This window comes from Rhodococcus sp. NPDC078407, assembly GCF_044542515.1.
Lineage (GTDB): Bacteria > Actinomycetota > Actinomycetes > Mycobacteriales > Mycobacteriaceae > Rhodococcoides.
In genome coordinates this window covers 293,568-307,585 of the sequence record NZ_JBITUQ010000003.1, presented here as the reverse complement: position 1 = coordinate 307,585, position 14,018 = coordinate 293,568, and the positions used below count along the sequence as shown (strand labels likewise).

General features: G+C 64.9%; 10 protein-coding genes. 1 reads left to right on the top strand and 9 read right to left on the bottom strand.

The annotated features are described in order from the left end of the window. Positions 1-14 precede the first annotated feature (14 nt). The 7 genes from ACIGGF_RS05565 to ACIGGF_RS05535 all read right to left on the bottom strand — a co-directional run bounded on the left by ACIGGF_RS05565 (position 15) and on the right by ACIGGF_RS05535 (position 9,736). The gene (locus ACIGGF_RS05565) at positions 15-2,189 is read right to left on the bottom strand and encodes a malate synthase G (protein WP_397520364.1); all 2,175 of its coding nucleotides are present in this window, start codon (positions 2,187-2,189) and stop codon (positions 15-17) included. Positions 2,190-2,253: 64 nt separating this feature from the next. Continuing rightward, positions 2,254-3,168, bottom strand: coding sequence for a 3-methyladenine DNA glycosylase (locus tag ACIGGF_RS05560; protein WP_397520363.1), 915 nt, complete (start codon positions 3,166-3,168; stop codon positions 2,254-2,256). After that, positions 3,169-4,299: a hemolysin family protein gene (locus ACIGGF_RS05555; protein ID WP_397520362.1), complete on the bottom strand. Its 1,131-nt coding sequence runs from the start codon at positions 4,297-4,299 to the stop codon at positions 3,169-3,171. Further along, positions 4,292-5,671: a hemolysin family protein gene (locus ACIGGF_RS05550; RefSeq protein WP_397520361.1), complete on the bottom strand. Its 1,380-nt coding sequence runs from the start codon at positions 5,669-5,671 to the stop codon at positions 4,292-4,294. The genes ACIGGF_RS05555 and ACIGGF_RS05550 overlap by 8 nt, the downstream gene beginning before the upstream one ends. Positions 5,672-6,036: 365 nt before the next feature. Beyond that, on the bottom strand, positions 6,037-7,473 hold the full coding sequence (locus ACIGGF_RS05545) for a GuaB1 family IMP dehydrogenase-related protein (RefSeq protein WP_397520360.1): 1,437 nt from the start codon (positions 7,471-7,473) through the stop codon (positions 6,037-6,039). 11 nt (positions 7,474-7,484) lie between these two features. Continuing rightward, the gene (locus ACIGGF_RS05540) at positions 7,485-8,384 is read right to left on the bottom strand and encodes a DMT family transporter (protein ID WP_397520359.1); all 900 of its coding nucleotides are present in this window, start codon (positions 8,382-8,384) and stop codon (positions 7,485-7,487) included. Then, entirely contained in the window at positions 8,381-9,736 is a 1,356-nt protein-coding gene (locus ACIGGF_RS05535; protein WP_397520358.1) for a DEAD/DEAH box helicase, read from the bottom strand. The genes ACIGGF_RS05540 and ACIGGF_RS05535 overlap by 4 nt, the downstream gene beginning before the upstream one ends. Before the next feature lie 151 nt (positions 9,737-9,887). Here ACIGGF_RS05535 and ACIGGF_RS05530 point away from each other — a divergent pair, with 151 nt between their 5' ends. Then, a complete protein-coding gene (locus ACIGGF_RS05530; RefSeq protein WP_397520357.1) occupies positions 9,888-10,349 on the top strand; it encodes a DUF4262 domain-containing protein in 462 nt (153 codons plus the stop codon). A 66-nt stretch (positions 10,350-10,415) separates the two neighbouring features. Here ACIGGF_RS05530 and gndA read toward each other — a convergent pair whose 3' ends face one another. Continuing rightward, positions 10,416-11,867 carry an NADP-dependent phosphogluconate dehydrogenase gene (gene gndA, locus ACIGGF_RS05525; protein ID WP_397520356.1) on the bottom strand — a complete coding sequence of 484 codons (1,452 nt, stop codon included), beginning with the start codon at positions 11,865-11,867 and terminating at the stop codon, positions 10,416-10,418. Between the two features lie 201 nt (positions 11,868-12,068). Further along, entirely contained in the window at positions 12,069-13,835 is a 1,767-nt protein-coding gene (locus ACIGGF_RS05520; RefSeq protein WP_397520355.1) for a DEAD/DEAH box helicase, read from the bottom strand. Positions 13,836-14,018: the final 183 nt, after the last annotated feature.

The window sequence follows — 14,018 nt, the reverse complement described above, 5'->3', positions numbered from 1 at the left end:
GGTCGACAAGTCCGTCAGGCGTTGACGGACTTGTACTCCCGTCGGCGGCGATGCAGGATCGGCTCGGTGTATCCGTTGGGCTGGCTCGCGCCCTGGAAAATCAGGTCGCTCGCAGCCTGGAACGCGATGTTGGTGTCGAAATCGGGAGCCAACGGCTTGTACGTCGGGTCCGATTCGTTCTGACGATCGACCACCGGGGCCATCCGTTTCAGCGACTCGCGCACCTGCTCTTCGGTGACGATGCCATGGCGCAGCCAGTTTGCGATGAACTGGCTCGAAATGCGCAGCGTCGCACGGTCTTCCATGAGCGCGACGTCGTTGATGTCGGGCACCTTCGAGCAGCCCACGCCGTGATCGATCCACCGCACCACGTAGCCCAGGATCGACTGCGAGTTGTTGTCGAGTTCGTTCTGCTTCTCTTCGTCCGTCCAGTCGGTGGACGGAGCCAGAGGTATTTCGAGAATGTCGTCGACCGTGGCGCGCTTGGCCTGAGCGATCTCGTGCTGACGGGCGAACACATCGACCTTGTGATAGTGCAGGGCATGCAGTGTTGCCGCGGTGGGGGAGGGCACCCATGCGGTGTTGGCACCGGCCTTGGGGTGGCCGATCTTCTGCTCGAGCATGTCGTGCATCAGATCCGGCATGGCCCACATGCCCTTGCCGATCTGTGCCTTACCTTCGAGGCCGGCGGCCAGGCCGGTATCGACATTGAAGTCCTCGTAGGCGGCAATCCACTTCTCGCCCTTCATCGCTCCCTTGCGGACGACGGGGCCTGCCTCCATCGAGGTGTGGATCTCGTCGCCGGTTCGGTCGAGGAAGCCGGTGTTGATGAACACGACGCGCTCGGATGCGGCCTGGATGCATGCCTTGAGATTGACCGTCGTGCGGCGCTCTTCGTCCATGATGCCGACCTTGAGCGTGTTGGTGGGCAGTCCGAGGACCTGCTCGACACGGCCGAACAGTTCGGCCGTGAACGCGACCTCGTCAGGACCGTGCATCTTCGGCTTGACGATGTAGAGCGAACCCGTGCGTGAATTCGACAGCACGTTGTCCGGGGTGAGCGAATGCATGCCGGCGAGGGAGGTGAACAAGGCATCGAGAATGCCCTCGGGGACCTCGTTGCCGTCACCGTCGAGGATCGCGTCGGACGTCATGAGGTGACCGACGTTGCGGACGAACAACAGCGAGCGGCCGTGCAGCGTCAGCTCGGAACCATCGACCGACGTGTAGGTGCGGTCCTCGTTCATCGCACGAGTGAAGGTCTTACCACCCTTGGCGACCTCTTCGGTCAGATCACCCTTCATCAGACCGAGCCAGTTGCGGTAGCCGAGAACCTTGTCGTCGGCATCGACTGCGGCAACCGAGTCCTCGAAGTCCATGATCGTGGTGACAGCCGACTCGAGGAGAACATCCTTGACGCCTGCTCCGTCGGTCTTGCCGATCGGGCTCTCCGGATCGATCTGAATCTCGAAATGCAAGCCGTTGTGCACGAACAGAATTGCCGACGGGGCGTCGGGCGTGCCCTGATACCCCAGTAGCTGTGCCGGCTCCTTCAGGCCCACTGTGCTGCCGTCGGCAAGGGTCACCGTCAACGAGGCGGCGTCGACGACGTATCCGGTGGTACCGACGTGAGAACCGGAACTCAGCGGCAGCGCCTCGTCGAGGAAGTCGCGCGCGAAGGCGATGACCTTGTCGCCGCGGACCTTGTTGTAGCTCGAGCCCTTCTCGGCTCCGTCGGTCTCGGGAATGGCATCCGTTCCGTAGAGGGCGTCGTAGAGCGATCCCCATCGGGCGTTGGACGCATTGATGGCGAACCGGGCATTGAGCACCGGCACGACGAGCTGCGGTCCGGCGGTGGTGGTGATCTCGGTGTCCACGCCGGCCGTGGTGATCTGGAAGTCGGCCGGCTCGTCGAGCAGGTAGCCGATGTCCTTCAGGAAAGCCTTGTACGCGGCGCGGTCGTAGTCGGGGCCGGCGTGCTCGCCGTGCCAGGCGTCGACCTTGCCCTGGATCTCGTCGCGGACGGCCAGCAGAGACTTGTTCTTGGGAGCGAGATCGGTGATCACCGATGCGGCACCGGCCCAGAAGGCATCGGAATCTACATCGGTACCCGGCAGCGCCTCCTTCTCGACGAAATCGAATAGGACCTTGGCGACCTGAAGTCCACCAGCCTGCACACGATCGGTCATGAAATCCTCACTCTTTCCGGTCTCGGACACCGACAACGGTGTCCCCACGACAACGACGTCGATGTTACTCGGCAGTAAGTCCGTCGCCGAACTCGCCGCCGATCAGTAAATTCTGGCACCGCTCGATCAACGCCGAGCGTAGCGGGGCCGCTTCGGTCGACAATTCTCCCTGCGCTCGGACGTATTCTGCTCGACCGGCCGCAGTCTCGATTCGGATGGGTTCGAGGTCGTACTCGCTCAGGTCGTACGGACTCGCCCGCATATCGATCGTGCGCGCGTGCAGAGCCAGCTCGAAACAGTCGGTCAGGAACTCCGAATCGATCAACGGCCCCAGCTTGTAGCACCACTTGTACAGATCCATCGAGGCGTGAATGCAGCCGGGTTGTTCCGACGCCAGACGCGACTGCGGGGACAGCGGCACAGCGTTGCGCGGAACGGCGTCGGGGGTGAAGAACCGGAAGGCGTCGTAGTGAGTGCATCGCAGCGTCATCGAATCGACCACGGCATCGGTTCCGTCACGGCCGAGCCGCAGGGGCACTTGCTCGTGCCGCTGAGCCGAGATGCCGCCGCGATAGACCATCGCCCACTCGTGCAGTCCGAAACAGCCGAGCAGCGGAGGTCTGTCTCGAGTGGCGGCGAGCAGGCCGAGGGTGAACTCGATGCTCGACCGTCGTCGCTCCACCAGGTCCGACCGCACCCGAAAACCGACGCCCTCGGCTGTGTCCACCTGTTCGTACGACGCGAATTCGGCGTACTCGTATGCGCGATCACCGGTCAGGACGATGCCGTGACCCGGATTCCAGCGACGCAATTGACCAGGCCGGTGGCTGTAGTACGTGAACAGGAAGTCCAGCACGGGATGGGCGGCACCATGTCCTCGGTCGGTCAGGTAGCCGCCGACGAGGTTCTCGACCCGTGCCGCGTGCGCAGCCCGCCGGGTGGTCCATTCCGCTTCGGTGAGCGATGCCGGGCCCGGCATTCACACGTTCCGCGGCGCAGTGTTCGACGAGCTCGACGCCGACTGACCGGGGCGAGGACCGGCCACGCGGTGCGTGCCGTCCCGAACCGTACCGACGAACTCCTCGACGAGGTCCTCCAAGGCGACGATTCCCACCGTGGCACCCGTCGCGTCGTGCACGGAACCGAGGTGGCTGCTGGCACGTCGCAGTTTGGTCAAGGCGTCGTCGAGCACGGTATCGATGGACACGACGGGTAGCGACCGAACGTCGCTTCGGGGGATGACCGTGTCCGGTCCGGCCGACTCGTCGGCCATGTCGTCGAGTACGTCCTTGAGGTGTAGATAGCCCACGAGCGCGCCTACCGCGTCGCGTACCGGGTAGCGCGAGAAGCCGGTTTCGATGACGGCTCGTTCGACCGAGCCCAGGGTTGGTCCGAGAGTGTGATCGGGACCGGACAGTTCGATACTGCGAACTTGGTCGTAGGGGATGAGTACTTCGCCTACCGTCCGACCGGACGTCTCGAGCGCCTGCCGCAGCCTGCGATGCTCTTCGGCGTCGATCAGCCCCTCGGAGCGCGATTCACCGATCATCTGCGACAACTCCACCGCCGAGACCGAAGAACTGAGCTCGTCCTTGGGCTCGATCCGCAGCAATCGCAGAGTCAGGTTGGCGCACAGGTTGTAGAACGAGATCAACGGCAGCGCGACCTTGATGAACACCAGATGAATCGGCACCAGAATCATGGCGGTGCTCTCGGGGCCTGCGATCGCGATGTTCTTCGGCACCATCTCGCCGACCAGGATGTGCAGCACGACCACGAGCGTCAGCGCGATGGCGAACGCGATCGGGTGCAGGAACGATTCGGGAATCCCGATTGCCTCGAGTGGCACCTCGATCAAGTGCGCGACCGCCGGCTCGGCCACTCGGCCGAGAAGAATCGAGCAGATCGTGATGCCCAACTGTGCCGCAGCGAGCATCTGCGACAGATTCTGACCGGCCTCGATGACACTTTGTGCGCGCTTCTTACCCTGCGCGAGCAGCGCTTCGAGTCGATCGCGTCGAGCGGAGATCAGCGCGAACTCGGCTCCCACGAAGAATGCGTTGCCGGCCAGCAGAAGAACTGCCAGACCGACTCCGAACACGTCACCCATCGATCTCGCCCTCCGATCGCATTCGAGCCACCGTCTCGGCGTCGACAGGCATCAGCAACACCCGGTCGATCCGACGACCGTCCATGCGGGTCACCCGCGCCACCCAGCCGCCATCTCCATCGAGCGCATCGTCGAGCGACGGAGGCGGCAGGAGAACCGCGTCCCCTTCGCTCGGAATGCGCGCCAACTCGGACAGCACCAGGCCGCCGATGGTTTCGTACTCGCCCTCCGGCGCGCCGTAGCCTGTTGCCGACGCGACTTCGTCGATACGCAACAGGCCGGCGCAGTCCCACCCGTCCCCGGAACGCGACACATCGAGTTCCGGCTCGTCGTGTTCGTCACGAACGTCCCCGACGATCTCCTCGATCAGGTCTTCCATCGTGACCATGCCCGCGGTACCGCCGTACTCGTCGACGACGAGCGCGACCTGCATGCCGTCGGCGCGTACCCGTTCCATCACCGCGTCGCCATCGAGGCTCGACGGCACAACGGGAACGTCGCGCGCCAGGGACTCGACCGTCGTCGAGCGACGCTGAGCTCCGGCCACGGTGAACGCGTGCTTGATGTGAACGACACCGATGGTGTCGTCCAAATCGCCGTCGACCACCGGAAAGCGCGAGAAGCCGGTCCGCGCAGCCGTTTCGATCAGATCGGCCACGGTCGCGTCGGCGGCGAGCGTCTCGATCTTGACTCGCGGTGTCATCAACTCCTCGGCAGTGCGGTCGCCGAACTGCAACGACCGATCCACCAGTCGAGCCGTGTTCTCGTCGATCGACCCCTGTTGTGCCGACGTGCGCACGAGCGAACCCAATTCCTGGGGCGAGCGCGCCGATCTCAGTTCCTCGGCGGGCTCGATTCCGAGCCGTCGAACGAGCCAGTTGGCGGAGCCGTTCAGCCCGTTGATCGCCCACTTGAAGATCAGCGAGAAACCGGCCATCGCGCCCGCGGTGACGCGGGCCGTCGACATAGGTTTCGCAATGGCGATGTTCTTGGGGACCAGCTCGCCGAAGATCATCGAGAACGAGGTGGCCAGAATCAGTGCTACGGCGAGTGAGATGCCCGACGCCAGCGCCTCGGACGCACCGAGCGCGTCGGCCGCCGGCCTGATGAAGCCTGCCAACACCGGCTCGGCGAGATAGCCGGTGATCAGAGTGGTGATCGTGATGCCCAACTGCGCACCGGAAAGTTGAAACGACAGAGTTTTGTGGGCGTGCAGTACCTGGCGCGAACGCATGTCGCCGTTGTCCGCCTGTGACTCGACCGCACTACGTTCCAGGGCGGTGAGAGAGAATTCGGCAGCGACGAACAATGCGGTGCCCGCAGTCAGGGCTACGAAGCCGAGCAGACTGACGATCGAGATGAGCGTGGCCACGGATCAACTCCGCCCGGGCTGAGATTGGCGACGCCGGGGACGTCGCAGCTGGGACAGGAGCATCGCGCCGCCGGAGTGCGCAGCGCTGTCGAAGTCGGGGTCGCCGGGTTTCTCTCCCGGCTCGATAGAGGAGCCCTCCGAAGTGGAACTCTCGTCGTGCTGTTCACCGGTTGCCGCATCGACAACCGAAATAGTGGGTGCCTCGGGCACCTGGTTCCCTTCTGTCTGGTTCGCGCTGCGGTTCCTCCGTACGAGGAGCCGACGACTCGCCCGTGCAGTCGACGTATCGAGTGCGATGTTCTCAGGGCGAGTGGCGAGCGCGAACTTTCTTGTCTGCTGTCGGAGAGTCTAACCGTGCCTGCCCGTCACCACCCGGACGGCAGGGGCCGCCCTTCTGCGAATCCGGCGGCGGACTGAACACCGAGAACCGCCCGCTGGGCCAACTCCGGCAGCGTCCGGGCCCCCGCATAGGTACAGGTGCTGCGCACTCCGGCACAGATGTGATCCATCAGATCCTCGACACCGGGGCGATCGGGATCCAGGCGCATCCGCGAACTCGAGATGCCCTCCTCGAACAAGGCCTTGCGAGCTCGATCGAATGCACCGTCGGTCGCGGTACGAGCGGCCACCGCTCGCTTGGACGCCATGCCGAAGCTCTCCTTGTAGCGATTGCCCGCCGCGTCCACTCGCAGATCCCCCGGGGACTCGTAGGTGCCGGCGAACCACGAGCCGATCATCACGTTCGCCGCTCCTGCCGCAAGGGCGAGGGCAACGTCACGCGGGTGCCGCACGCCGCCGTCGGCCCACACCGAAGCCCCGAGTTCGGCTGCCGCAGCCGAACAATCGGCGACAGCCGAGAACTGGGGGCGTCCTACGCCGGTCATCATTCGCGTCGTGCACATCGCGCCTGGACCGACCCCGACCTTGACGATGTCCGCGCCGGCCTGCACCAGATCGCGGGTGCCCTGAGCGGACACCACGTTCCCGGCAGCGAGGGGCACTCCGAGATCGAGCGCGCGGACAGCTGCAAGAGCGTCGAGCATCTTCTCTTGATGACCGTGTGCGGTGTCCATCACCAGAACGTCGGCACCGGCCTCGACGAGTGCCGTCGCCTTTTCCGCCACGTTGCCATTGATGCCGACAGCGGCGGCGATCCGTAGGCGTCCCGACGAATCGACGGCAGGAGCGTAGATGCCCGTTCGCACCGCGCCGGTTCTGGTCACGACACCCGCCAGCGACCCGTCGTCCTCCACGACGACTGCGAGGTGGGCATGTGCCGCCTCGATCAACTCGAACACTTCCTTGGGCGACGCACTGCGAGGAACGCGCACGAAATCGGCCGACGCGACGGAACTGAGCCGAGCGAATCTGTCGACATCGGAGCAGGCGCTCTCGGTGACGACTCCGATGGGCTTGCCGTGTTCGACGATCACGACCGCCCCGTGAGCGCGCTTGTGTATCAGCGCCACTGCATCGGACACGGACGCGTTGGGTCCGAGTACCACCGGTGTGTCCGCGACCAGGTCGCGGCTCTTGACGAACGCGACGGTGTCGGCCACGGCGTCGGTCGGCAAGTCCTGTGGGATGACGGCAATTGCGCCTCGGCGGGCGACGGTCTCGGCCATCCGTCGACCCGATACTGCCGTCATGTTGGAGACCACGATCGGGATGGTCGTTCCTGACCCGTCGACCGTGCTCAGGTCGACATCGAAACGCGAGGTGACATCGGTTCGGTTGGGAACGAGGAAGACATCGTCGTAGGTGAGATCGTAGGGCGGCTGGTGACCATCGAGGAACTGCACGTTGATCGAGACTACCGGTCCGAAGAAGATCCCGTGTTCGACGCCCGGTCCGTCGATGACGAATCGACGGCGTTCGCAGCCTGGGTGCGCGACAGAAGGACGGTCGTGACAATCATGACGGCCACCGCCACAACGATGGTTGCCAGAGCGGTGCCTTCGGTTCTGAGTCTCTCGCCGAGGACTGTCAGCCCGATGAAGGCTGCGCCGAGGGGTTCGCAAATGGTGACGGCCGGCATCGACGCAGACAGTGGGCCCACTTGAAATGCACGCTGCTGCAGATAGAAACCCACGACACCGGATCCGATCAGCGTGTAGGTCTGCCACGCCGTCAGCGCCGCGAGTGGATCACCGTCGACGAGGTCGGTGACGTACTTGGTCAGAGCGGCCGCCAAGCCGAACAACAGGCCGCCCGCTGCTCCGAGCAACAGTGCGCGTCCACCGGGGGAGGTCGATACGAGACCGCCCACCGCAGCGCCGCCGATGGCGATTGCGGCCACGATCAACGGCACGATCCACTCGGTCGTCGGTGCGTTCGTAGCGCCTTGGCTGGGGTCACCGACCACGATGAAGACCGCAAGTGCGGCGGCGAGCAGAACAGCCAGTGCCCACGTCGAACCGGGGAGGCTGCGGCCCACGAATTTCGCCGACATCGGCAATGCGAACAGCAGGGCAGTGACGAGCAGCGGCTGCACGACGAGAACCGAACCCACCCAGAGCGCCGCAATCTGTACGGCGTAGCCACCTCCGTCTCCGATCACGCCGATCCACCATCGGGGATTGCGGATCAGGGCCGACATCAACGATGTTCCCTCCGGAACGGACGCAGCGGCGCTCTGCTGCGCCACCGCCGCGCAGGCGAACAGGAATGCCGAGAGCAGCGCGAGCGCAACCGACAACCAGGGCGAGTTCACCCGCGTCGACCTCGGTGACCGCCTCGACCGCCGCCGGTTCGGCCCGCTCGCTCGTGACGACTGGGCACGGCTCCTCTGCGTGCCTTTCGATCCGGCCGTTCGCCGTGTGCGGAACTCGACGCGTCGGCCGGACCCGGCAGTGGTCTGCCGATGGGAGTGCGAGCCCCCGTCGTGCGGTGCCACGAGGTGGGGTCCGCTTCGGTGTCGACGATGACGGGGGAAATTTTCGCTTCCTCTGCCATGGCTCGCACGCGCGCCATCTGATCGCCGGTCGCCAGCGTCACGACGGTTCCGCTGGCTCCGGCTCGCGCGGTTCGGCCGGCACGGTGCACGTAATCCTTCGAATCGACCGGCGGATCGACGTGCACCACCAGCGTGACGTCATCGACGTGAACACCGCGAGCGGCGACGTCGGTAGCGATCAGCGCGGGCGAACTCCCGTCCGCGAATGCGGCCAATGAGCGGGTGCGATGTGCCTGAGTCTTGTTGCCGTGCAGGGAAGATACCGGTACGCCGAGTCGTCGACACTCGTCGGTGAGTCGGTCGACCGCATGAGTGGTGCGTACGAACAACAGGGTTCGACCGTCTCGGTTGGCCAGCGCAGCAGCTATGGCGGTCTTGCGCGCGGGATCCACCTCGAACACGTAGTGGGCGATGTCGGGCACGCTCACCGAATCGGCGGTGGAGTGTTCGGCCGGATCGTCCATGAACCTCTGGACCAGGCGGTCGGTGTCCTGGTCGAGGGTTGCCGAGAACAACAACCGCTGGCCGTCGGGAGGCGTCGCCGCCAGAAGCGATTCGATCTGCGGCAGAAACCCCATGTCGACCATGCGATCCGCTTCGTCGATCACGGTCATCTCGATGCGATCGAGCGAGATGGAGCGTCGCTCGAGCAGATCGTTGAGACGGCCGGGTGTGGCGACCACGATGTCGACACCGCGTTGGATCTCGCGCACATTTCGTTCGAGGGGGACTCCGCCCACGACCCCGAGCGTGCGCAGACCGAAGGTGGCACCGTGCTGGTCGAGGACCTCGTGGATCTGGAGTGCAAGTTCACGCGTGGGCACCAGTACGAGCCCGCGCGGTGCGGCCGGCTCGCTTCGACGGCCCGCCAGCCGCACGAGCAGGGGAAGTCCGAACGCCAATGTCTTTCCCGATCCCGTCGGGGCGCGTCCGAGTACGTCGCGGCCGGCGAGGGCGTCGGGAACGGCGGCGATCTGGATCGGGAACGGCTCGGACACACCTGCGTTCTTCAGCGAATGAACGAGAACCACCGGAAGCCCCAGGTCTGCGAACGATGTACCGGGTGGAGTGGAGCCTGCGGAACGACCCTTCGGTGATTTACCCGGCATGGCTGTGACTGTACAACTGCGCCGGGGAAGCACTGAAGTTTCTTGTCGGTGCCGCGCGCAATACTCATATATAGAACGCACGTTCGAATGCGTTCGACTCAGCGGTTGCCGAGGGGGCGACCGCCCGCCGAGTGGGGGAGCTATGTGCAGGATGTGTGAGGGCAGCAGCATCTACGAGTACATCGGAGAAGTGGAAAGCGCCATCGATCGATTCGGGTGGGCTCTGCAGTATGTCGAATCGGAGGTCGACCGAGACGGTATTCATCCGGCGTTCTGCTACACGGTCGGCCTCACGGGTTACGGGAGTCCAGAGATCGTCGTGACGGGCCGCGATCCGAACGAATCCTCGCGAATCCTCAATGCGCTCGGTGCGTCGGTGGCTTCTGGGACTCTGGAGGCCGAAGCTGGATTGGCTTGCTGGGCAGCCGGATTCGAGTTGTTCACCATCGACGTGCCGGATTGTGCCGAAATTCTCCATGCGGCTTCGGACGTGTACGGCAAGGGATGCTTCAGCGCGGTGCAGGCCGTCTGGAAGGACGTGGAGGGATCGTTGCCCTGGGAGGGGATGCCCTCGACGGTGGTCCAGCCGGTACTCGGTCCGCTGCCCAGCTGAGCGCCGTCCTCCGAAAAGCAGTGGTGCCGCGTGAAACACGCGGCACCACTGCTGGACGAGGGTCGGTCAGGCCTCGATCTCGGAGCGGTCGCCGCTCCAGAGAGTGTGGAACTTTCCTTCCGAGTCGGTTCGCTCGTAGGTGTGGGCACCGAAGAAGTCACGCTGCCCTTGAGTCAATGCTGCAGGTAGACGTTCGGCCCGCAGAGCGTCGTAGTACGAGAGCGAGGACGCGAACGCGGGAACGGGAATGCCCAGCGAGGCCGCGGTGATGACAACGCGACGCCAGCTGTCGATCGCGTTCTCGATAGCGTCACGGAAATACGGTGCCAGGATCAAACTGGGCAGCTCGGCGTTGTCGTCGTATGCGTCCTTGATGCGGTCGAGGAAACGGGCACGAATGATGCAGCCGCCTCTCCAGATCGTGGCCAAGTCGCCGGGATGCAGATTCCAGTCGTATTCCGCGCTGCCCGCAGCGATCTGGTCGAAGCCCTGTGCGTAGGCCACGATCTTCGATGCGTACAACGCCCGACTGATGTCGTGGGTGAACTGCTCCTCGTCGGTGGGCTTGTCGGCAAGAGTGCCCGAGGCCAGCCCGACGGCTGCCTTGCGCTGCGCCCGCGATCCCGACAGGGCCCGGGCGAACACCGCTTCGGCGATGCCGGTGACGGGAACGCCCAGATCGAGTGCTGCCTTGACGGTCCAGCGGCCCGTGCCCTTCTGCTCGGCAGCGTCGACGATGACGTCCACCAGCGGCTGACCTGTCTTGGCGTCGACCTGGCGGAGCACCTCGGCGGTGATCTCCACCAGGTAACTCTCCAGATCGCCGTTGTTCCATTCGGTGAACACGTCGGCAACCTGCGACGGGGTGTACCCGAGGGCGTCGCGGAACAGGTTGTACGCCTCGCCGATGAGCTGCATGTCGGCGTACTCGATGCCGTTGTGCACCATCTTGACGAAGTGGCCGGACCCGTCGGGTCCGATGTGAGTGCAGCACGGCGTACCGTCCACCTGGGCTGCAATGGACTCGAGCAGCGGACCGAGTGCCTTGTAGGACTCGGCCGGGCCGCCGGGCATGATCGACGGGCCGTTGAGCGCACCCTCCTCGCCTCCCGAGATACCAGCACCGACGAAGAGCAGGCCACGCTCCTTCATGGCTGCCTCACGGCGGATGGTGTCGGTATAGAGCGCGTTGCCGCCATCGATGATGATGTCGCCCTCTTCCATCGCGCTCGCGAGTTCCTCGATCACAGCGTCCGTCGGGTCGCCCGCCTTGACCATGATGAGAACTCGGCGCGGCTTTGCGAGCGCAGCGACGAACTCCTCGATGGTTTCGGTGCGAACGAACGCGCCCTCGCTGCCGTGCTCGGCGATGAGGGCATCGGTCTTGGCGATACTGCGATTGTGCAATGCGACGGTGTGACCGTGATGGGCGAAGTTGCGTGCGATGTTGGAGCCCATGACGGCGAGTCCGGTGACTCCGATCTGAGCCAGTTCTGTCGATTCTGCTGCTGAGGTCATACAGACAGCTTTCCCTGCCGGGCCACGTAGCGCGACCCAACCCCCGAGCAAGTCCCAAACATGCCGGTACACAACGACACGAGGTGTCGCATTCGTGAAGAATGCGACACCTCGTGTCGTCGATATATGTTCCGGTCGGTTCAGGACCGAACGGTTACGAAGCGATCAGTGGCTGCGAGCCGATCAGTGACTGCCAGCTGATCAGTGGCTACGCGCCGGGCCGTCGAAACCGTCGTACGAGCGACGATCCGTGCGGCTGCGGAAGCCACCCGACCGATGCTCGTCCTGGCGGGGAGCCGATGCCGGACGTCGGTTGTCGGAGCCCCGGTTGTCGGAGCCCCGGTTGTCGGAGCTGCGTCCTTCGTAGCCCCGGCCTTCATAGCTACGGACCTCGGAGCCGCGGTACGAACTCGAGTCGGTGCGACGCGGGCGGTCGCCCTGGTAGCCGCCCTCGCTGCGCGGGTTGGATCCCTGGTATCCGCCGCCCGAGCGTGGGTTGGAGCCCTGGTAGCCGGTGCGGGGACGGTCACCCTGGTAACCGCCCTCGCTGCGGGGGTTCGACCCCTGGTATCCGCCACTCGAGCGTGGGTTGGAGCCCTGGTATCCACCGCCGCTGCGCGGGTTGGAGCCCTGGTACCCACCACCGCTGCGAGGATTCGACCCCTGGTAGCCGGGACGGCTGTTGCGATCGCGGGGAGCCGACTCGGCGCGCAACGGCTCACCGGTGGGCTTCTTCGCTCCGGTGATGCTGTTGAGCTCGGCCGAACCGGGGGAGACGTTGACGGCGGTGGCCTTGACTCCGGCCATACCGGTCAGACGCAGAACCTGACGACGCTGGTTGGGGAGCACGATGGCGACGACGGTGCCCTTCTCGCCGGCGCGCGCTGTGCGTCCTGCGCGGTGCAGGTAGTCCTTGTGGTCTGCGGGCGGATCGACGTGGACGACCAGGTCGATCCCGTCGACGTGGATTCCGCGAGCCGCGACGTCGGTGGCGACGAGTACGGGGGTGCGGCCGTTCTTGAAGCGCTCGAGCACGCGAGTGCGCTGATTCTGAGCCTTGCCGCCGTGCAGTGATTCCGCAGCGATACCGAGCGCGCGCAGGCGATCGGTGATTCCGTCGCAGCCCAGCTTGGTACGCGCGAACATGATGGTGCGACCGCCTTCGCGGGCACCGATTTCGGAAAGAACGAGATCCTTCTGACCCCGGTCGACCATGAGGACGTAGTGATCCATGGTGCGGACGCTGGCTTTGCCGTCCTGGGTGGAGTGCTCGACGTGATCGGGCAGGAACTGGCGCACCAGTGACTGAACCTCACGGTCGAGGGTGGCCGAGAACAGCATGCGCTGTCCGTCTGCCGGGGTGTCGGCCAGGACGGCGCGCACCTCGGGCAGGAAGCCCATGTCGGCCATCTGATCAGCCTCGTCGAGCGCGGTGATCTCGATGGCGTCCAGGATGCAGGTGCCCTGACGCAAGTGATCGGCGAGACGGCCTGGAGTGGCGACGAGGACGTCGACTCCGCGTCGGAGCTGTTCGACCTGCTTGTTGAACGGGGTGCCGCCGACAGCGGGCATGACTCGCAAACCCTGGGCGTTGGCGTACGGCGCGAGCGACTCGACAACCTGGAATGCGAGCTCGCGGGTGGGGACCAGCACGAGCGAACGCGGGCGCTTGGCGGCCGGGCGGTCGGTGTGCAGCGACAGGCGCTGGAGTATGGGCAGGCCGAACGCGAGGGTCTTGCCCGAGCCGGTCTGCGCGCGGCCGAGGACGTTCTTACCGGCGATCGCGTCGGGAAGTGCCTTCTCCTGGATAGGAGAGGGAACGGTGATCGAGTTGCGCGCCAATGCGGCGACGACTGCCTCGGGCAGTCCGAGCTCGGCGAAGGTGAACGCCGGTGCCGCTACGGGCGTCGGGACAGCCGTGGTGTCGGAAGCGGTGGAAACGGGTGTGTTGGAAACAGCGTGGGTCACGCAGTAAAGCCTCTCCGGATTACGGGCACGCCAATAAGCCCGAAGCTGAGAGCACCCGAGAAACCCCGGGGAACACGAAGAACAGCCAGAACACATTGATACGAGCCAGGGCACTGTCACCTGGCCATCAGAATGCAGATGAGAACCGCATAAAGTGGGGCTGTTTGTGCCATTTCGATTGCT

Excerpts from the sequence above, each read along its gene's own strand:
- ACIGGF_RS05565 (WP_397520364.1), bottom strand. The coding sequence starts at position 2,189 with ATGACCGATCGTGTGCAGGCTGGTGGACTTCAGGTCGCCAAGGTCCTA.
- gndA (WP_397520356.1), bottom strand. The coding sequence starts at position 11,867 with ATGACCTCAGCAGCAGAATCGACAGAACTGGCTCAGATCGGAGTCACC.
- ACIGGF_RS05555 (WP_397520362.1), bottom strand. The coding sequence starts at position 4,299 with ATGGGTGACGTGTTCGGAGTCGGTCTGGCAGTTCTTCTGCTGGCCGGC.
- ACIGGF_RS05560 (WP_397520363.1), bottom strand. The coding sequence starts at position 3,168 with ATGCCGGGCCCGGCATCGCTCACCGAAGCGGAATGGACCACCCGGCGG.
- ACIGGF_RS05530 (WP_397520357.1), top strand. The coding sequence starts at position 9,888 with ATGTGTGAGGGCAGCAGCATCTACGAGTACATCGGAGAAGTGGAAAGC.
- ACIGGF_RS05535 (WP_397520358.1), bottom strand. The coding sequence starts at position 9,736 with ATGCCGGGTAAATCACCGAAGGGTCGTTCCGCAGGCTCCACTCCACCC.